The organism is Winogradskyella eximia (genome assembly GCF_003386165.1).
GTDB lineage: Bacteria > Bacteroidota > Bacteroidia > Flavobacteriales > Flavobacteriaceae > Winogradskyella > Winogradskyella eximia.
Map to the genome: position 1 here is coordinate 208541 of NZ_QRDV01000004.1, position 19956 is coordinate 228496.

Sequence of the window (19956 nt, forward strand, 5' to 3'; positions counted from 1 at the left end):
ATCGAATTATTTTGAGAGGCATCAACTACTTCAAAATTTATATTTCTTGCAATACTAGAAGGTAAAACTGTAATAGTTCTCTCTTTAAAACAACCATTTGTATTAGTGACTTTTACAGTATAGGTTCCTGGAGCATTTATTTCAATTTCCGAAGTATTTTCTCCTGTGGGCAACCATGCATAATAATAGTTACTAGGTGAATCGTCTATAACTCCTCCATTTAAAACAATTGTATCAGGAGAAGAGTTTAAACAATACAAGGTTTCAAATGTTGTTTCAATATTTGGTAACTCAAAAACTGTTAGTTCTATTTCGCTAATACCATAACAAGCATTCGCATTTTCTACACGTCCATATATGATTTGATTGTATGGTATCGTATTGGTAAATGTTGTACCAATAGGGTTGGTTTCAACCAAAGCATCTTCATAAGTTTCATAAAATACTAAATCTAATCCTGTAGGTGTTCCTGCTAAAACAGTTTCATTAACATCAGTAAGGTTAAAATTCATAAAGCCATCTTCGGTTCCATCGGTATCGCATAATTCTATACTTGCATTGTTTGAAGATGTTGTACTGACTTCTAAAGATATTTCACTAAAATTAATACAACTAGAATCGGTGTTTGTTACTCTGGTATAAACAATTTGTGGGTTGAAAAAGTTATCAAACGAATCACCATCTATCTCATTTTCCTGATTCTGTGCATCCATTAGAGACAAATAATATTCTACCGTATTTTCAGTAGTATTGTCTGTGATTAATTCTAGGCTTTCGTTAATATTAAAAGTAGTGAAGCCTTCTGGAATACCATCTTCATCACATTGTAAAATGGAAATATTATTTGCTACAGGAATTGGGTTTACTATTATATTAAAGCTCTCAGTTTTATAACAATCTGTGAATGCGATGTTTTCAATTCTAACAAAAATAGTATCATTAAATGCAGCACTATTAGTGTAATTTAATGATAATGCCAATACATTGTCATCTGCGTTTTCTTGAGTTGCATGAAATGAAATTGCAGTTTCTGACTCCTCTTGATTTCCTCTGATTAGTGGTATTAGTTCTGCCAAATCTATTATAGCTATGCCATCCAATTCATCACCAATATTATCACAAACTTCAATCGTATTTAATTCTGCTATTTGTGGAGTTTTAAATACTTCGAGGTTAAAAGAGTTGACATCAAAACAATTGGTATTATTTGAATTTTCTACACGAACAAATATCGTTTGTGGGTTTTCAATATTTGTATACGGAAACGTAATGTCATTGTCTCCAGAGGTTGCATCATCTTCAGTTTCAAAGTAACGCACATTATATTCTAAAGGATCTTGCGTTGATAATGCTTCGGGATTTTTATCACTAAAATCAAAACTAGATAAACCATCATTATCATTGCCGTCACAAACTTTTACTTCTGTAAGCGGATGAGCTACAGGAATTTCAAAGACTCCAACGACAGCACTTCCTTCTATTGGACATTCACCATTGTTTGGTTCAATATATACCTCGTAAAAACCAGGTGTGTCCACAAACAACTGTGATGAGGTCTCTGTTAAAGGCAAGCCATTAAAGGACCAAGCGTAGTCTGCACCAACAATATCAGTTGCTTCTAAAGTGTAACTGTCATTTGTGCATAATTTTAATTCTGTAGTACTAATGCCATTTTGAATAATATCTATTTCAGAATTAAACAGAGATTGAATAAAGGGAGGTAAACCAATTCTACTTTTGTTTTGGTTGGTTCCGGTAATATCTAAAAGTATACCTTGCTCATTGTAATTTGAAGCCAAGCCATCTGCTTCAGGAAAATTTATAACACCCAAATATCTTGAAATGGTATTATTACCGGTATAACTCAATTGAGCTCTATAAATTTTTCGATCGATACCTAATTGCAAAGCACCAGCAGATATTTGATTAGACGTGTGTATCGTTTCTATTGAATTTAGAATATCGTCACTTTCTAAATCCCATTGCATTACATAACTAGTGCCAGAACCTCCTTCACCTTCGCTAAGGGTAGCATAAACTTTTCGGTTTTCGGCAGAGAATTCCACACCATAAGGACTATTACCTAATGTTGGACTGTAAAGTTGTAGGTGGTTTGAAACGATTCCTGATTCATTATCAAAATCAAATAAATCTACACTACCAGGAGCATTTCCACCAGACTCGTTAGCATAACCAAAATTTGCGGCAATAAGTTTTGAAGCATCAGGTGATGCTTTTAAATAGCCTAAGGCATTTCGTCTATAACCATCGATAGAAATTTCTGGACCTATTTGAGAAATGACAGGAGTTGTGGATACACCATTAACATCAATCTTAAAAGCATAAAACGTATCTATAAATTGGGTAATGACCCAAAAAGAAGAACAATCTTCAGCTCTTACTGCTGTGATTTTTTCGGAGCATTTATATTTAATTTCTTCGGGATCTGTAGGGTTGTAGGTTACTAAATGTATGTTTTTTTCAATAGGATCTACATCTCCCAAGCCACCATTAAGTGTCATGTCAATTAGAGAATAGTTGAAGCCATTATTAAAGCCATCGTCTTGGCCAGGAACAGTTCCACCTTGATCATAAGTACCTGAAAATTGATTAGGGTAGACTTCTGCATTATTGTGATGTGGCTCATCTACAGTAAAAAGATAGAACTTGTCTGGATCGTTTGGTTTGGGAACAATAAGACCTGAAGACGTACTTGATGGATCACCTAAAAGTCCTGTGCCTCCAAAATAATTACCATTTGGCATTATTTGATGGTTGCTATTCCAAACCGTTTGTCCATCAGAATAAAATAATAAATTTCCTTCTGAATCAGAAATCGATGTACACCCTTCTAGAGTATCTATCTGACCATCCGTAATTGCTGTTACTGAACCATTTTGGGCATTAAATTGCAGCCCAGCATTGTCTCCAAAATACCAAAATGAAGCTTCATTTTGAGAGAAAATTTGGAAGCTAATAACGAGTAAGACATATACTAAATAGTTCTTTTTCATAAGAGCTTTAATGTGTAGAACACATAACGACTACAATATAACAACTAGAACTTAAAAACTCCTAAATTTTGTATTGAATCATTTATTACAAAGCTATTATAAATCTCTCTTTTTTAATAATTGATAAGATAAAAAGATGAAAATAGCAGACCAACCTAAAACAATAGCAATCTCGTACCAATGCACGGCGTAATCGTAGGCAATGTCTGCTTTGTCCGGAAACTTGGTCATTACAATTCTTCGGAAAGGCTCGTCAATTAACTTATACATAGACTCTAAAGGGAAAAATCTTTTGATGTTAAAAGCTAAATCCATCGAATTGGTTTGCCATGATAATAGTCCAAAAATGATCCATTCTAAAATATAAAGTATGAATAAAAAACCCAATGCAAATGCAGACCGTTTTACTAACATGCCTAAAAATAAACACAAACTAAAGAAACCAACTAGTTTTACAAAATAGGCAAGTAAAAATTCAACCTCTCTAAAAATGATTGAAGCCTCTGTGTAACTCGAATAATATAAACCAATAAAAAATGTCGCTAAACCAATTAAAATAGTAGCACAAAGTGAGAAAAACACAATGGTATAGAATTTTGAAAGAATAAATTCCTTTTTGCTTAAACCATCAATGAGGTTTTGTTTTAGAGTTTTGTTGCTGTACTCATTTCCAATCATGCTTACCACAACTATGGCAAAGAAGAATTTAAACTGTGAGGCAAAGAAGGTTGTGATATGCCAAATTACAGGAAAGTTGAAAATACCCAACTCGCCTAGTTCTAAAGTGAAAAAACCGAAAAAATTTATCTTTATAGAAGATAGAATTAATACTGTAAATGGTAATATAAAAGAGATAATTATTAAAACTTTACTAGCTTTATTAAGCCAAAGTTTTTGCAATTCGAGTTGTATGAGACGTAACATATTTTGATTGGTTTTGCATTAGCCTTTTCAAAAAGGATGTATGCTGATTTTTGATTGGTTTATTGGTTATCCGTTAGTTGTAAAAACTGCTCCTCTAAACTCTCTTTTCGTTTTACAAGATGTGATAGAAAAATGCCTTTTTCAAACATTAATTTATTAAAATCTGAAGCAGACATAGGTTCATTTAAAAAGGCTGTAATGAGTTCTCCTTCTATTTTTACTTTGCCAATATTTGAGTGTGATTCTAAAACATCTAATAATTCTTGATGTTTTTCAGCCTTTAATTCAAAGAAACCGTGGCTGCTTATCATTTCATCTACACGGCCAGAATATAATTTTTCTCCTTTACGCAATACCACAACATGTGAGCATACTTTTTCAACTTCATCTAAAAGATGTGAAGCTAAGAGGATGGTTGTGCCTTTGGCAGCAATATCTTTTATAATTTCACGAATCTGATGGATACCTTGCGGATCTAAACCGTTTGTAGGCTCATCTAAAATTAGAATTTCTGGATCGTTAAGTAGGGCAGAAGCAATGGCTAAACGTTGTTTCATCCCTAAAGAATAGGTTCTAAATTTGTGTGTTTTTCTGTCTAATAACCCAACAACTGCAAGTTTTTCTTCTATTTTACTGTGGTCAACACCTTTTATCCTGCAGACTAGCTTAAGGTTTTGTTCAGCTGTCATGTATGGATAAAAGTTAGGACGTTCAATTATAGCGCCAACTTGCTTTAAAGCATTGTGCGTTGTAATATTGCCATCAAACCAATGGAAATCTCCTTGTGTTTTATTTACCACATTTAGTACAATACCTAAAGTAGTAGATTTACCGCTACCATTAGGCCCTAAAATACCATAGACATTGCCTTTATTTATAGTAAAACTTAAATCTTTTACGGCAGTTAAATGCCCAAATTTCTTTGTGAGATTATTAATGGTGAGGATTGGTTCCAAAATTAGTTGGTTTTTAGATGCTGAAGTAACTTCAGCAAAAGTTGGTTATGTGTATAAGACGATTAATGCTTTTATTTGTTACAAGAATTTATATTTAATGATAAATTATGAATCGGAATTGAGTGATTCAAATCAATCAATAGCTTTAAAAGATAATTTAATCAATTTTAAAAGTAACCTTTTTTTATTCATTTTAAAACCCTTAAATTTAGCACATGAGTGAGGATTTAAAAATATCGAAGCGAAAACCAACATACCCTATTTCTGAAAAATTAGATACGTATTTATCTAAATATAGAAGAAATATAGATTTACCTATTTTTTATTCTGATTTACTGCGCTTTCAAGGTTCTGTTGTTGTTTATGATAAAGATGATGTAGATACGCTTTGGGTACGTGTATATTACAATGAGTTTGAACGCGAAGAAATTGATATTAGTTTAAAACAAGTGTATTCAAGTTTAATTTCAGATGGTGGGACCAGCATCTTAAAATACCTTAGTGTAGATGCTATTGATTTTTGCACATTCGGTAATTCTAAACCGTTCAGAATAAAAGTGAGAAATATTCTTAATGATAATTTTACTCATTTTTACGTTAAAACAGCAGATGCTTCAAGGGTTTATGGATTAGAACTTGAACAAATGTTATCGCCATATCAAATCAATTTTTTGGTTTGTAAAGATACGTTGATTGAAGAGCATATTGCCGGTATTCCTGGGGATGAGTTTATAAAGAATATGTTGCCAGATTGTAGTTCATCTGAAAAAGCGCAAATAGCCAAAGAATTTGTGAAGTTTAATGAACGTTGTTTAATTAGGCTTTTGGGTGATATGCGCTCTTATAACTATGTGATAGTTCCAACGCATGATTTTGACCATGTTGTATTTAAAATTAGAGCTATAGATTTTGATCAGCAATGTTATGAAGGCAATTTAAAAATATATAGACCACAGTTTTTTAAAGAGAATTTTAAGATGGTAGAGTTGGTGCGCGAAAAAATCCAGGCAGAATCTATACATCAGTATAAAATTGAAGAACGCTCTATTGTTGCTAAAAGAATGATTAGTTATCACACACGCTTAAACGCATTGCTAGATTGCATGGAAGCAGATGAAATTTCCATTAAAAAGCACATTGATTTAATTAAAGAAGATATCTATAATTATACCTTGGATTTAAACTTTAGAAAAAGTAAAAATATGGGAGAGGTACTTAAAAATGCACTCGATTTTGTAAAGCGAAATTATGAAGATGTTAGTCTGAAACGTTTTACTTAATTCCAGTTTTCATCAAAATTTAGATTATCGTAATCGTCTAAATCTAAATCGTCTTCAAATTCATTGTAGTCATCATCGTCTTCTTCAGCTTCAAATGTTTTTTCTGGAGCTTGATCTGGAATTTGACCATGTACATACATTAAATTAGGATAGTCAGTACCTTCAGCTTCTTCAACGATTTCACCTAATTCTACATAAAACGTCCACATATTCATAAAATCATATAAGTAGATAAGTCGCGTAGATGCTTCATGAATGATAGAATTAAGAACAGTTTCGTTCATCATCTTAACTTCGTTACCAGCTTCACTCATATCCATCATGGCAATTTCTTCACCTTGATTCCATTGATCGTCACTCACGTAAAAAGAAGCCATTTCCATACCATCAAAGCCAAAAGATTGTGTAATGGTATTATGTAAATCTTCCATTGTGTCAGTTTCACGAATTTCTATATCGCGGAACACATCATCTTCGGTATCGTTATCTAATATAATTCTGAATCTGTAAATCATGCTGCAAAGTTAAATCATTTTTTAATTATTTCGTAAAGCGATGTAAAGTAAATGTCATTGCACTAAGCAAAATAAATGCACCAACCTGATGTAGTACTCCTAACCAAACCGGAACAGCTAAAATTAAAGTTAATACACCTAATAAAAATTGAACACCAACCATTGCTAAAAGTATATTAATACCTTTAGTTTGGTAAACTGTTAAGGTCATTCTATTGGCTTTATACCAAATAGCAAGTATAAAAATAACCACAACATAGGCGAAAGTTCTGTGTACAAATTGAACTCCACTTTTACCTTCTAAAAAGTTGAGGTAGGTTGGCTTTTGTTCTATAAAAACAGTTTCGTGAATCCATTTACCTTCATTCATTAATGGCCAATGGTTATGAATCCATCCTGCATCTAAACCTGCCACAAAAGCACCATAGATAATTTGAATGATAAGCACAACTAAACCAATTCTAATAAAATTTCTGAATTTTTTTTCAACCGCTTTTTTGTTTGGAAACATTAAATCTAAAGCCACCCAAAATGTATAGGCAAAGGTTAAAAATGCTGTAGTTAAATGTGCTGCTAATCTATAATGGCTTACGTTAGGCTCATCTACTAAACCAGACTTTACCATATACCATCCTAAAAAGCCTTGAAATCCTCCTAATAAAAGCAGAATAACAGATTTTTTAATGGTGGATTTAGAAAGTCGTTTTTTAATTAAGAAATATATAAAAGGAATTACAAATACTAAACCAATAAATCGGCCAATAACTCTGTGAATCCATTCCCAAAAATAGATATCTTTAAATTCTTCTAAACCAAAGTGATTATGAAGTTTTTGATATTCGGGATATTGTTTGTATAACTCAAAAGCTTCATTCCATTCTACTTCATTCATAGGTGGAATAGTTCCTGAAATTAATTTGTAATTAGAAATGGATAACCCAGAATGTGTTAATCTGGTTATACCTCCAACTACAACCATTATAAAAATAAGAATACAGCCAGTGAGTAGCCAGTAGATGACAGCCTTATTATCTTTTTTCATAGCACTTATATTTTTAAGATTTAGTTTGTTGAAACTTTTAATCCTAATTTTTCTCCTTTTTCTAACATCAATTGAAAAGCAGCCTCATGTTCATTTGGGATTTCTCCTTCTAATATGGCTTCTTTTATTGCTTCTTTAATTAATCCAATCTCTCTTGAAGGTTTTAAATTGAAGGTTTTCATAATCTCCTCGCCAGTTACAGGCGGCTGGAAATTTCTAACCTGATCACGTTCTTCAACTTCAATAATTTTATCCCTTACTTTCTGAAAGTTATTGTGGTATTTTTTGAATTTTTTTGGATTCTTTGTTGTGATATCAGCCTCACAAAGTGTCATTAAATCTTCAACATTATCACCAGCATCAAAAACCAAACGTCTAACGGCAGAATCTGTTACTTCTGTAGCTAAAACTATAGGTCTAGAACTCATAAATACCATTTTTTGAACAAACTTCATTTTGTCATTTAGTGGCATTTTTAAACGTTTGAAGAGTTTGTAAACCATTTTTGAGCCTACAAATTCATGCGCATGAAACGTCCAACCAATTTTTTTGTGGAATTTCTTTGTTGGTGCTTTTCCAATATCGTGCAATAATGCAGCCCAACGTAACCAAAGGTTATCTGTGGTTTTTGCAATATTGTCAACTACTTCTAAGGTGTGGTAAAAATTGTCTTTGTGGCGTTGCCCTTCAATCTCATCAATACCTTTTAAGGCTGTTAATTCTGGAAGAATAAAATTTAAAAGTCCTGTGTTTTCTAAATGAATAAACCCAATAGAAGGAGTTTTACTTTCAAGAATTTTATTGAGTTCAACAACAATCCGTTCTTTAGTAATAATCTTTATGCGTTCTTTATTATCAGCAATAGCTTTAAGAGACGCTTCTTCAATTTTAAAATTGAGTTGCGTTGCAAAACGTATTGCCCTCATCATACGCAACGGATCATCACTATATGTAATATTTGCATCCAAAGGTGTACGGATAATACCTTTATCTAAATCGCTAAGGCCATTAAAGGGATCTAATAAATCTCCAAAATTATCTTTGTTTAAGCTTAATGCTAACGCATTAATTGTGAAATCGCGACGATTTTGATCGTCTTCTAAAGTTCCATTTTCAACAATAGGATTTCTGCTGTCTTCATTATAACTTTCCTTACGCGCTCCTACAAATTCTATTTCAATATCATCATAACGCAACATAGCGGTTCCGTAAGTTTTAAAAACTTGAACTTTAGGTTGGTTAGGTAGGTTTTTAGCAACTTGTTTGGCTAATTCAATACCACTGCCAACAGCAACGATATCTATATCTTTAGCGTCACCGCGTTCTAAAAGATAATCACGCACAAAACCACCAATGACATAGCTTTCTACTTGTAATTCTTCACTAGATTGCGTGATGTATTTAAATATGTCGTGTTTTAATGCTTGTTTGTGATTCATAAGACAATTGAAACTACAGGTGCTTTATATATTAATTAAAACAGCTGTATTTTTAGCTGTGCAAAGATACGACACGTAGCTAATCTTTTAAAATGAATGTCAAGCTTTTTGAGATGCGAGAATTATTTAGAATTTTATAGTGGCAATAAAAAGAAATAGGTTAAAAATTTAAGTGTTTTATGTCTTCTTGAGCTTTTTTAAAATCATCATGTTTTCCAATGTCTAACCAATAATCTAAAATAGGGTAGGTGGTGATTTTTTTATCATTCGCTAATAATACTTCAATTAAATCTGTTGCGTCAAAAAAGGTGTTTTCAGGAATGAAATTTAAACACGCTTTCTTAAATATATAAATACCTGCATTCAAATTATAAGTGTAAGAGTGTTTCTCTCTTAAATTAGAAACAAAACCTTCTTTTGTTTCTACAACATCATGTGGAATAGCCACATTATAAGAAACGGTTGCTATTAAAGCATCAACTTGTTTTAATATAAAATCATTAAAAATGGCTTCTATGTTTATATTAGTGAGCAAGTCTGCATTCATAACTAATATGTAATCGTTCTTTATATTTTCTAATAGTTTTAATGCTCCTATGGTTCCTAAGTGCTTAGTTTCTTGAATAAAATTAAAATCGATATGATGTTTGTTATGATCTCTAAAATATGTAATTATCTGTTCGCCTAAATAATTGATTGAAATATGGATGTGCTTTAATCCGTAAGAAGCGAGAAGATCTGTACTGTATTCTATTATTGGCTTATTACCTACTTTTAAAAGCGGTTTTGGGGTGCTTTTTGTTAATGGCATTAAACGTTCGCCTTTACCACCAGCCATAATTACAACATCTATTTTGTTATGCATCTGTTACATTTTATGATCTAAATATTTACCAGCCTCATTATGATTAAAGTTTGGTAATAGTTTATTGAATAAAGCGATTAAGTCTTCTTTTGTCCACGATTTTTTAGCTTTAAGGTCATTTATGGATTTAGAAAATTCTTTGAGTTTATCACTACCATCAAATTCTAATTTATTTTTAATAATACCAATAGTGCTAAATCGTTCTAGGTCTAACTGTTCATTTTTAGTAAAAAATACTTCAGTCTCTTTTTCGCCAGTAGTATCGCTTTTTGTCAATAAATAGGGCCATTGTCCTGTTTGAGGTAATGTTTTGGCTAATTGTCTGGCTTCTTCTTCAGTAGTGCATAAATAAGGTTCAAAGCCTAAATTTTCAATATATTTTCTAGCAATATTAGCAAAACTTTTGAGGTGTAAGTCATTCTTAAGTTGAGGAAAAAATATAGTATTATTTTCTCCTAATAAGCAAGACATTAAGCATAATTCTCCTGATTCTTTGGGTGTAATAAAGTACCTGCTAATGTCGTTTGGAGCTGCAATAGGTTGTTGTTTTTTAATCCGTTGCTCAAAACCATATAGTAATGAGCCATCGGAAAATGCAACATTAGCAAAGCGTGCTGTAGAAATAGTAATGTCTTTATTTTTTTGCATTAAGAATAGTTCCATAATTCGCTTAGAGGCTCCCATCATATTCACAGGGTTTGTTGCTTTATCTGTAGAAACGCAGAAATATTTTTTTACCTTATTTTCAATGGATTGCTGAATGGTTTTTTGTGTATTAAAAATGTTTACATCAATCATGCGCATTAATGTAAATGGGTCTTCTTCGCTTCTCACATGTTTTAAAGCAGAAAGGTTAAGAACATAATCGTAATTTCCGTCTGAAGTAATAAAGGCATCATATTCAATAGAACCAATATCTAAAGCGAAGGTTTTAAAATCACCATTGATATAACCGTAAGAACTTCTGAGGTCTCTAACTAATTCTACTAAATTGTTTTCGCTAATATCAACAACATGAAGTTTAACAGGTTGACGTTTAAAAATTTCTTTGGTAACAGCTTGCCCAATAGTACCAGCACCGCCTAGAACCAAAAATCTTGAAGATTCCACAATAGTATTGATTTCATTTCCTGTCGTTTTAATATCGCGCTCAAACATTTCATTTTCTCTACCAATGAGATCTAATATACTTTGGTTAAACATTTTTTTGTGGTTCATAAGGCAATCAGAGCTGTTGATATTTTATAATTCAAAAGAAAAAAAACAACTTAATTCTTAGCTTTGTAAATATAGGGTTTACCAATTATGTTTTAAAATTGTTGCATTTATTTCTTTACCTTTAATATGATAAAATTTTTCACATTAAAGATTATTAAAAATTGTAATATTGCGACATGAAAACTTTTAGAATTAGAACTGAATACAAGGATTCCCAAGAGAAACTTGATTATTTTATTCAAAATTTTGAAACAGAAGGCACACCTTTTGGTGATCAAAAAAGGAATTCGCTTAGACTCTTTAAGCTAAAAGATATACAGGTTAATATAAAATCCTTTAAGGTTCCTAATATAGTGAATCAAATTGCTTATAATTTTTTTAGAAAAAGTAAGGCACAACGCTCTTATGAATATGGTTTAGAGCTTATAAAAAGAGGGATTGGTACACCAGAACCGATTGCCTATTATGAATTTAAAACCCCTTTCCTTTTTAAAAAAAGTTATTATTTATCTGAACAGGTAGACTGTGATTTAACGTATAGAGAACTCACGCATGATTTTAACTACCCAGATTACGATACTATTTTAAGGGCATTCACAAGATTTACGTTTCAATTACATGAAAAAGGAATTAAATTTTTGGATCATTCTCCAGGAAATACTCTAATTAAAAAGGTAAACGATGGTTATCAGTTTTTTTTGGTGGATTTAAATCGTATGGAGTTTAAGCAAATGAACTTTGAAGAGCGTATTAAAAATTTCGATAGATTAACTATCCATAAATCTATGGTGGAAGTTATGAGTGATGAGTATGCTAAGGTTTCAGGTGAAGATTACGATAAAATTGTGAATTTAATGTGGGAAGCCACGGAAGCTTTTCAGGCTAAACACCATAAGAAACAGCGTATAAAGAAGAAATTAAGGTTTTGGAGAAAATAATTATTTTCCTTATAGTTTATAAAGTTCTCTTAGCTTAGAATATTTTAAAAAGGTAATATTCGCTGTTTGCACGGCAATCACATAACCATTAAAGCCGTCTAAAATTCCTAATCTTAAAAAATAAGTTTTAAAAAAGGCCCAAGTTGGATTCCATATAATTTTCCAAATAGGAGCTTTTTTTCCTACATCATAATAGGCTTTGGCAGCAATAGTAGAAAAATATTCTGTCTTTTGATTAAACTCTGAATAGGTTTGATAGGTTTTATGTAAGATATCACCTTTTAAATGTCCAGATTTAGCTTTAACGTTGTGTAATTGCACATTATCATGTGGGTTAATACCTTTCCATTCTGCACAGCGTCTATCAAAAACACGTAATTTTTTATTAGGATACCAATCCGAGTGTTTAATCCATTGGCCACAGAAATTATTGAAACGGTTGGCAAAATAGCCATCAAATTTCCAATTCGATTTTAAGTCGATTATAGATTTTTGTAATGTTTCGGATAAGGATTCATCTCCATCTAATGATACAATATGGTCATAGCTAGCTTGTGTTAAAGCAAAATTCTTTTGTTCTATGTAACCTAAGAATTTTTGTTCAATAAATTTTACATCAAACCGTTTGCAAATCGCTTTAGTATTATCTGTAGAAAAAGAGTCTACAACAATTATTTCATCCACAACATTCACCAAAGAATGCAAACATTGTTCAATGTTACGTTCTTCATTAAAAGTGATAATTACTCCAGACAGTTTTAGCATGTTATAGATTTCAATGCTGTAAAAATAGTATTTTTGCTAAATGCAATCTAATCTTCAAGCCACAATAATTATAAGTACATTCAATAAGCCAGAATGGCTTCAGTATGTATTATTAAGTTTTGATATTCAAACAACAAAGAATTTTGAAATTATTATTGCAGATGACGGTTCTGATGAAAAAACAAAAGCAGTTATAGGTCAATTTTCTAAAAATACCGATCTGAATGTGAAGCATATATGGCAAGCAGATGATGGTTTTCAGAAAACCAAAATTTTAAATAAAGCTATTGAGGCTTCAAACGCTGACTATTTAATTTTTACAGATGGAGATTGTATTGCTCGTAAAGATTTTGTTGAAACACATTTAAAATTAAGAAGATTAAAATGTGCGCTATCTGGTGGGTATTTTAAGCTAACAGAGGACGTTTCTAGTAAAATTACAGATACGATTATTAGAGAGCAAAAATGTTTTGAAAAAGATTGGCTTATTGCAGAAGGACAGCCAAAGACTTTTAAAATGAATAAACTAACAACGTCAAAGACAAAAGCTATTTTTTTAAATTTTGTAACACCAACAAAGGCCACTTTTGATGGTATGAATGTGTCTTGCTGGAAAGCCGACCTTTTAGCTGTTAATGGGTTTGATGAACGCATGAAGTACGGAGGTGAAGACAGAGAAGTGGGAGAGCGTATGATGAATAATGGTATCAAGTTTTTGCAGATACGTTACAGCGCTACCTGTGTGCATTTACATCATGATAGACCTTATGAAAACGAAGAAGCTTTGTTGTTAAATAAAAAAATTAGACAGGAAACTAAGCATGCAAAAAGCACATACTCGAAATACGGAATTCATAAATCATAATCTATTTTTCTAAAGTATATGCTTTAGAATAACTCTTAAAGGTAAAGTAACCTAGACGTTTTCGTATTTTATATTTCCTAATAAGGTTGAGCGGTTTCTTTTTTAAATAACGTTTATCTTTATGTAAAAAGGTCAGGCAAGCATCAATAACACGTTCACTAGATTTGCCGTCAAAATAAGGGTGTAATTGCTCAATAAACGCTTCTATGTTTTTTGTTAAATTCAACGACGGATGGAGTGCTTGTGTAAAAGCATTTTCAATTGCGTTTGGTGTGGTGATATTTATGAGGTAATTGTGGTTAAATGTATGATTATAGGTAACTACAGGTTTTTGTTGGAGTAAAAACTCTTGAATTGCAGATGTGGTATCAGCAAACATAATATCTGAGTTCTTAAATAAAGGAATTAAATCTGTGGTGTTATAGTAGGTGAAATTTTTATTTTCTAATGATTTCCATTTTGCTTTTATGGCATTGGGTAGTTTAGGATGTAATACCATGATAAATTTATACTTATCAGTGTTAGACAGCCTTTTAATTTCATTAAAAACATCGTCTTGTACAGCTAAACTTAAGCGTTTGGTAAATGTAGAGGCTATCATTATAGTTGGTGTAGCACTCTTAAGTTTTGTTTTTAATGGAAATAAGGGATCTACTTTACTCCAACCTGTTTCTATAACTTCAAAATGCGAATGCTTTCTTTGCTGTGCCTTAAATCCAGAAGTCGATGTTGGACCTTGCGTACAATACAAATCAAAAAAGCCACGAATTCTAAAATGAGAAAAATTATTGTATCCTTCTGGGCGTTTTTGAGCATTAAAACCATGAAAAATCTGCACTTTCAATCCTGAGATAAAATCAGGTACGTCATTGGTAGCTGCTAATACAATATCTGGTTTGTAATTAACGACACTTTTAATGGTGTCTAATAGATTTTTTTTTCCTTGTAATGCTGTTTTTCCATCGTCAAGGTCGCTAAACCACATTACGGTATCACCTCTGCTTAAGATTTCTTTTTCTAAAGGAATCCCTATGGGCAACGCATAACTATAAGATATATATATTAAAAATTTATAATGCATTCTACTTTTATCTTTTTGGCTGTGTGGATTTAGCGCATACGTTCTTCTAACCAACCTAATATGTAATTCAAAATGTGTGGTGGACTGCGATCTAAACTTTGAAGGCCTAAGAATAATTTGTCTTTAGCTTTGACATTCAATTTGAATTTATACCAATACAACGGTTTCTTGTAAGATCTAAAGTACATCAGCTGAAGATCATTTTTAAAATAACACGTTTTGTTTTTTATTTCTAAATGATTGGCTAACCCTTGAGGTGTAAATTGACTTGTTTTTCTAAATCTATGTTTTATGTTTTCTATAAGTACGTTTTCATTAGCTTTAAAATAGGTTTCAAATGTCGATTTTCTGAGCGGATGCGGTGTGTGCTTAAAGTTGTAATATTTCTCAAAACCAGCTAGTTTAGCTGCATTTTGCTGAATAGATTTATGTCCAACTCTAGGTTTTTTAAATTTCTTATAGAAAATATCCTTATCAAACTTCAGCCATTTACCTCTTAAAATAGGAAGTCCGTCCTTAAAGAAATCACTAGGCTTGGTTTCATTTATTAAAAAGAAATCATCATTAAAATAGATAAAGTGTTCTGCTAATTCCGGTATTCTGTATAAGCAGGTTTCAATTGGTCTACAATTAAAAGTAGGTAAGTATTCTTCGTAACCTCTAAAAATAACTTGGTGATCTACTATAGATACTTTATTATAAGTATTATCTGTTTTGCTGTTTTTTAAAAAATTAGGTGTCTGATTATCTGTTATAATGTAAATATTTCTAATATATGGAGCATATTTTAAAATAGAATCAATGGTGAACTTAATTTCATTGACTTGGTCATAACGCGTTCTAAATTTTTCCGAATTTACTTTAGCCTTGTCTTCTATATAAGGTAACATTTTGGCTTTATGATTATCATCATTGCCATCTACCCATAAAATCACAGCATCTATTGGGTTATTTTTAGAATTGTTTTCTATCATAATAAATTACATCCAAAGGGTAAATATTAGCTTAAATCAAAAATAGAATCTACTATATTTATGTGATGACTTGTTGTCCTTTTTTTAATTTAGGTAACTTAAAATAATCGCCAATAATAGTATTGTATTCTTCAGGATAAAAAGCTTTTCTAGCATCAGAAGGATAAAAAGTCATTTCGCCAAAAATTGTTTTTCCATTTATAGAATAAAAATCGACCCTTACAAATGGTATATTTTCAGCCAAAATTTCAGCACAATTTATCATCTCTTCTAAATTATCAGGTTTTTCTATTTCTGAGGAAATACTTTTATAACTAGAACTTTTTCCAAAAGGTAATAATTTAAAATTCAAATCAAAACACCCTTGTTTGTGGTCTTCATCTCTATCTATATGAATATCTATAAACTGGGCTTTACCATCAAAACAGTAAAATTTATAATCAACAAGTGATGTTTTATCATCTTCTTTTAAAAACTTCTCAATTATGAGTCTTGGTGGTACGTCTTTATAAGCCCATTCTTGTCCTATTCTATAATATTGATTTTTACTTAGCCATTTCTTAAATAATTTAAGCGCTTTAGTTTTATCAAGCGTTTTTTTATCTGTTACAATGAGGTTATGACTACTAGTATGGGTTGCTTTTATTGCAAATTTATTAGGTAATTCATCAAAAGGGACATCTTCAGCATTTTCATAAACACCATAAATCTCATTGAGATATTGAGCTCCAATTTTATCTTCTACAAAAGCCCTAACCGCATATTTGTCTACTAACTGATTTAAAATTTTTGGACGATAAAAAACCTTGTACCATTCTATTTTCTCATTAAACTCTTTTGGGTTGTCTAAGTCTAATTTTTTACCAGAAAAATATTCATAGTGATAACGAACGTACATTTTAGATGGTAAAAAGCGCATTTTTCTCAAATGCTTTAAGAAGAATCTACGTATTTTATTAGACATTATTTATATGGTTTTAACAAATGTAATATAATTATATGGTGTCTTTAATAGTGTAAATTCTAATATTAGTTATCTAACCACTACTTTATATTTATTGCATATAATGGGTAATTCTTTATGTGTCTTAATATTTATACAGCCACATCATACTCACGTAAAGCATCGTTTAAAGAGGTCTTTTTATTTGTACTTTCTTTACGTTTACCGATGATTAAAGCACAAGGTACTTGAAATTCGCCTGCCGCAAATTTCTTGGTATAACTTCCTGGGATTACCACAGAACGCGCAGGTACAACACCTTTGGTTTCAACTGGTTCGTCACCCGTAACATCAATAATTTTAGTACTCATGGTTAATACGACATTAGCGCCTAAAACAGCTTCTTTTTCTACACGTACACCTTCAACAACAATACAACGTGAGCCAATAAAAGCACCATCTTCAATAATTACCGGAGCGGCTTGTAGAGGTTCTAAAACACCACCAATACCAACACCTCCAGAAAGGTGAACATTCTTGCCAATCTGTGCACAACTACCAACAGTTGCCCAAGTATCTACCATGGTTCCTTCATCTACATAAGCGCCAATATTTACATAACTAGGCATTAATATTGTACCAGAAGAGATATACGCTCCATGTCTTGCTACAGCATGAGGAACAACTCTAATTCCTTTTTCTGCATAACCGCGTTTTAATGGAATTTTATCATGATATTCAAAAATACCAACTTCAAACGTTTCCATTTTTTGAATTGGGAAATATAAAACAACCGCTTTTTTTACCCATTCATTTACTTGCCATCCATTATCCGTTGGTTCTGCGACTCTTAATGTGCCTGCGTCAACAAGGTCAATGACATTTCTTATAGCGTCTATAGTCTCTTTATTAGTTAAAAGTGAACGATCGTTCCAAGCATTTTCTATTGTAGATTGTAATTGTTTCATATGGAATAAAGTAAAAAAATTAAGTTCAAAGATAAGTCCATAAATAGCCATCAAAAAATTTTTTTCAAATAATACGAACTGAAATTTAAAATAGCTGATACTAACTTTGAATGATAATTTATTTTGATACTTCTAAAAGATTCGAAGCACTCTCGTTAGTTACTATATTTATTTGATATTTAAGTGCCTTAAAAATGAATTTGAGAAAATAATTTCAAAATTATTGGATTTAAGTGTGACTTATCAAAAATAGTGGTGTCTTAACTATAGATTAAACGGAAGGTAATTTATTCATAATAACTTTATCTGAGAATTTAATTAATAGCTAATTTCGAAAACCCCTTCCCCTTTTTTAGGGGTTTTCTTTTTTTTAAGTTAAAATAATGTGACTTAATTAATGATTAGGTGTCTTAAAAGTGATTGATGAAATGATTTATTTTTAGAGGGAATAATATCATAAAATTGGTTTATTTAGATTGGTTATCTATTAAAACGCTTCTTTTTATAAGAAGCGTTTTTTAATTACAGTATCTTTGCAATTATGGGAAGAATATTAGCCATTGATTACGGTACAAAACGAACAGGTATAGCGGTTACAGACGAAATGCAAATTATTGCATCAGGATTAACCACTGTTGATACCAAAGAGTTACTTGAGTTTTTAAAAAACTATACAACCAAAGAAAAGGTTGAAAAAATTGTGGTTGGTTTACCTAAACAAATGGATAATACAGCTTCAGAAAGTGAAGTGTATATTCAGAAGTTTTTAATACAATTAGCAAAGGCTATTCCTAATATTCCAGTGGATCGTGTGGATGAACGTTTTACATCTAAAATGGCATTTCAATCTATGATTGATAGTGGGTTAAAGAAAAAGCAAAGAAAAAATAAGGCTTTGATTGATGAGATTAGTGCGACTCTGATTTTACAAAGTTATCTTTCTAGCAATCTATTCTAAATTTCTATGTTGTATAAAATTCAGCGTTTTTATTCCTTATGATTATGCACGCTGTTGGTTAAGATAATTTATAACAGGTTGCATAGCAATGTTCTCAATGAAAGATCTAAGTAATTTAGCTTTAATTTTAGAATTATTATCACATAAATTGGTACTTTTGCACCCGAAAATATACAAAATATGATTTTACCTATCGTAGCTTATGGCGATGCAGTTTTAAAGAAAGAGGCTAAGGAAATTGACAAAGATTATCCTAAACTTTCTGAACTTATTGATAATATGTACGAAACCATGTATGGTGCGTATGGAGTTGGTTTAGCTGCACCTCAAATTGGTTTAGCAATTCGCTTGTTTTTAGTAGATGCTAGTCCTTTTGCAGATGACGAGGATCTTTCTGAAAAAGAAAGAGAGCAAATGAAAAATTTCAAAAAAACATTCATTAATGCTCAGATTTTAGAGGAAGAAGGAGAAGAATGGGCTTTTAATGAAGGTTGTTTAAGTATTCCAGATGTTAGGGAAGACGTTTTTAGACAACCAAAGATTAAAATTCAATATCAAGATGAGAATTTTGATACTCATATTGAAGAATATGATGGTTTAATTGCTAGAGTAATTCAACACGAATATGACCACATTGAAGGTGTTTTATTTACCGATAAATTATCATCATTCAAAAAGCGTTTAATAAAAGGTCGCTTAACTAATATTTCAAAAGGTAAAATAAAAATAGATTACAAAATGCGTTTTCCTCTTATGAGTAAAAAGCGTTAATAACATATATATGAGCTTAGACAAAATTTTATCCATTTCAGGGAAACCAGGTTTATACCAAATTGTTACACAAACCAGAACAGGTGCTGTTGTAGAATCGTTAATTGACAAAAAACGTATTACTGTTGGTGCGCATAGTAACATTAGTATTCTTAGTGAAATTGCTATTTATACTTTAGCTGAAGAAGTACCTTTAAGAGAAGTACTGAAAAAGGTTAAAGAAAAAGAAGGTGGTAATCCAACTTCAATTAGTCATAAAGATGGAAAAGATACTTTAGAAGAATTTTTCTTTGAAGTATTACCAGATTATGATGAAGACCGTGTATATCCATCAGATATTAAGAAGGTTGTACAATGGTACAATTTACTTCAAAAGAACAATCTTTTAGATTCACTTGAAGAATCTAAAGAAGACAAAGATACGTCTGAGGAAGAATAAA

Annotated in this window: 18 protein-coding genes and 1 pseudogene; 6 read left to right on the top strand and 13 right to left on the bottom strand. The window is 31.3% G+C overall.

The genetic code is table 11. From position 1 onward, the window contains the following. The 3 genes and pseudogenes from DFQ10_RS18580 to DFQ10_RS10655 form a co-directional block, all read right to left on the bottom strand. Nucleotides 1-3014 (bottom strand): annotated as a pseudogene (locus DFQ10_RS18580) (hypothetical protein); the annotation flags it as partial. 96 nt (nucleotides 3015-3110) lie between these two features. Next, entirely contained in the window at nucleotides 3111-3938 is an 828-nt protein-coding gene (locus DFQ10_RS10650) for an ABC transporter permease (protein ID WP_115817403.1), read from the bottom strand. Between the two features lie 59 nt (nucleotides 3939-3997). Next, complete coding sequence (locus DFQ10_RS10655; protein WP_115817404.1) at nucleotides 3998-4894, bottom strand: ABC transporter ATP-binding protein; 897 nt, start codon at nucleotides 4892-4894, stop codon at nucleotides 3998-4000. A gap of 215 nt (nucleotides 4895-5109) precedes the next feature. Between DFQ10_RS10655 and DFQ10_RS10665 the strand changes: the two genes are divergently transcribed. Then, nucleotides 5110-6174, top strand: a complete 1065-nt coding sequence (locus tag DFQ10_RS10665; RefSeq protein ID WP_115817406.1) for a hypothetical protein — start codon at nucleotides 5110-5112, stop codon at nucleotides 6172-6174. Here DFQ10_RS10665 and DFQ10_RS10670 read toward each other — a convergent pair. From DFQ10_RS10670 to DFQ10_RS10690, 5 genes are all read right to left on the bottom strand, one after another. Continuing rightward, nucleotides 6171-6689 carry an IS1096 element passenger TnpR family protein gene (locus DFQ10_RS10670; protein ID WP_115817407.1) on the bottom strand — a complete coding sequence of 173 codons (519 nt, stop codon included), beginning with the start codon at nucleotides 6687-6689 and terminating at the stop codon, nucleotides 6171-6173. The two genes, DFQ10_RS10665 and DFQ10_RS10670, sit on opposite strands and share 4 nt — an antisense overlap. Before the next feature lie 25 nt (nucleotides 6690-6714). Next, the gene (locus DFQ10_RS10675; protein WP_115817408.1) at nucleotides 6715-7731 is read right to left on the bottom strand and encodes a COX15/CtaA family protein; all 1017 of its coding nucleotides are present in this window, start codon (nucleotides 7729-7731) and stop codon (nucleotides 6715-6717) included. Between the two features lie 20 nt (nucleotides 7732-7751). Then, nucleotides 7752-9170: a CCA tRNA nucleotidyltransferase gene (locus tag DFQ10_RS10680; protein WP_115817409.1), complete on the bottom strand. Its 1419-nt coding sequence runs from the start codon at nucleotides 9168-9170 to the stop codon at nucleotides 7752-7754. A gap of 160 nt (nucleotides 9171-9330) precedes the next feature. Then, nucleotides 9331-10035 carry a sugar phosphate nucleotidyltransferase gene (locus tag DFQ10_RS10685; protein ID WP_115817410.1) on the bottom strand — a complete coding sequence of 235 codons (705 nt, stop codon included), beginning with the start codon at nucleotides 10033-10035 and terminating at the stop codon, nucleotides 9331-9333. 3 nt (nucleotides 10036-10038) lie between these two features. Then, complete coding sequence (locus DFQ10_RS10690) at nucleotides 10039-11253, bottom strand: UDP-N-acetylglucosamine 4,6-dehydratase (protein ID WP_245940688.1); 1215 nt, start codon at nucleotides 11251-11253, stop codon at nucleotides 10039-10041. Nucleotides 11254-11429: 176 nt separating this feature from the next. Between DFQ10_RS10690 and DFQ10_RS10695 the strand changes: the two genes are divergently transcribed. Next, nucleotides 11430-12191 (top strand): lipopolysaccharide kinase InaA family protein, encoded by a 762-nt coding sequence (locus tag DFQ10_RS10695; protein ID WP_115817411.1) that lies wholly within the window; start codon nucleotides 11430-11432, stop codon nucleotides 12189-12191. A 9-nt stretch (nucleotides 12192-12200) separates the two neighbouring features. Here DFQ10_RS10695 and DFQ10_RS10700 read toward each other — a convergent pair whose 3' ends face one another. Beyond that, on the bottom strand, nucleotides 12201-12956 hold the full coding sequence (locus DFQ10_RS10700; RefSeq protein ID WP_115817412.1) for a glycosyltransferase family 2 protein: 756 nt from the start codon (nucleotides 12954-12956) through the stop codon (nucleotides 12201-12203). 40 nt (nucleotides 12957-12996) lie between these two features. Here DFQ10_RS10700 and DFQ10_RS10705 point away from each other — a divergent pair, with 40 nt between their 5' ends. Then, the gene (locus DFQ10_RS10705; protein ID WP_115817413.1) at nucleotides 12997-13821 is read left to right on the top strand and encodes a glycosyltransferase family 2 protein; all 825 of its coding nucleotides are present in this window, start codon (nucleotides 12997-12999) and stop codon (nucleotides 13819-13821) included. Nucleotide 13822: 1 nt separating this feature from the next. Here DFQ10_RS10705 and DFQ10_RS10710 read toward each other — a convergent pair whose 3' ends face one another. The 4 genes from DFQ10_RS10710 to DFQ10_RS10725 form a co-directional block, all read right to left on the bottom strand. Next, nucleotides 13823-14902: a CDP-glycerol glycerophosphotransferase family protein gene (locus DFQ10_RS10710; RefSeq protein ID WP_115817503.1), complete on the bottom strand. Its 1080-nt coding sequence runs from the start codon at nucleotides 14900-14902 to the stop codon at nucleotides 13823-13825. Nucleotides 14903-14931: 29 nt separating this feature from the next. Next, the gene (locus tag DFQ10_RS10715) at nucleotides 14932-15876 is read right to left on the bottom strand and encodes a Stealth CR1 domain-containing protein (protein WP_115817414.1); all 945 of its coding nucleotides are present in this window, start codon (nucleotides 15874-15876) and stop codon (nucleotides 14932-14934) included. Between the two features lie 58 nt (nucleotides 15877-15934). Beyond that, on the bottom strand, nucleotides 15935-16840 hold the full coding sequence (locus DFQ10_RS10720; RefSeq protein WP_245940689.1) for an ATP-grasp fold amidoligase family protein: 906 nt from the start codon (nucleotides 16838-16840) through the stop codon (nucleotides 15935-15937). A gap of 131 nt (nucleotides 16841-16971) precedes the next feature. Then, nucleotides 16972-17787 (bottom strand): 2,3,4,5-tetrahydropyridine-2,6-dicarboxylate N-succinyltransferase, encoded by an 816-nt coding sequence (locus tag DFQ10_RS10725; RefSeq protein ID WP_115817505.1) that lies wholly within the window; start codon nucleotides 17785-17787, stop codon nucleotides 16972-16974. Nucleotides 17788-18328: 541 nt separating this feature from the next. On the opposite strand from DFQ10_RS10725, the gene ruvX reads away from it, so the two are divergent. From ruvX to DFQ10_RS10740, 3 genes are all read left to right on the top strand, one after another. After that, nucleotides 18329-18745, top strand: coding sequence for a Holliday junction resolvase RuvX (gene ruvX, locus DFQ10_RS10730; protein ID WP_115817415.1), 417 nt, complete (start codon nucleotides 18329-18331; stop codon nucleotides 18743-18745). 180 nt (nucleotides 18746-18925) lie between these two features. Then, nucleotides 18926-19516: a peptide deformylase gene (gene def / locus DFQ10_RS10735; RefSeq protein WP_115817416.1), complete on the top strand. Its 591-nt coding sequence runs from the start codon at nucleotides 18926-18928 to the stop codon at nucleotides 19514-19516. Nucleotides 19517-19526: 10 nt separating this feature from the next. Then, nucleotides 19527-19955, top strand: coding sequence for a DUF5606 family protein (locus DFQ10_RS10740; protein ID WP_115817417.1), 429 nt, complete (start codon nucleotides 19527-19529; stop codon nucleotides 19953-19955). Nucleotide 19956: the final 1 nt, after the last annotated feature.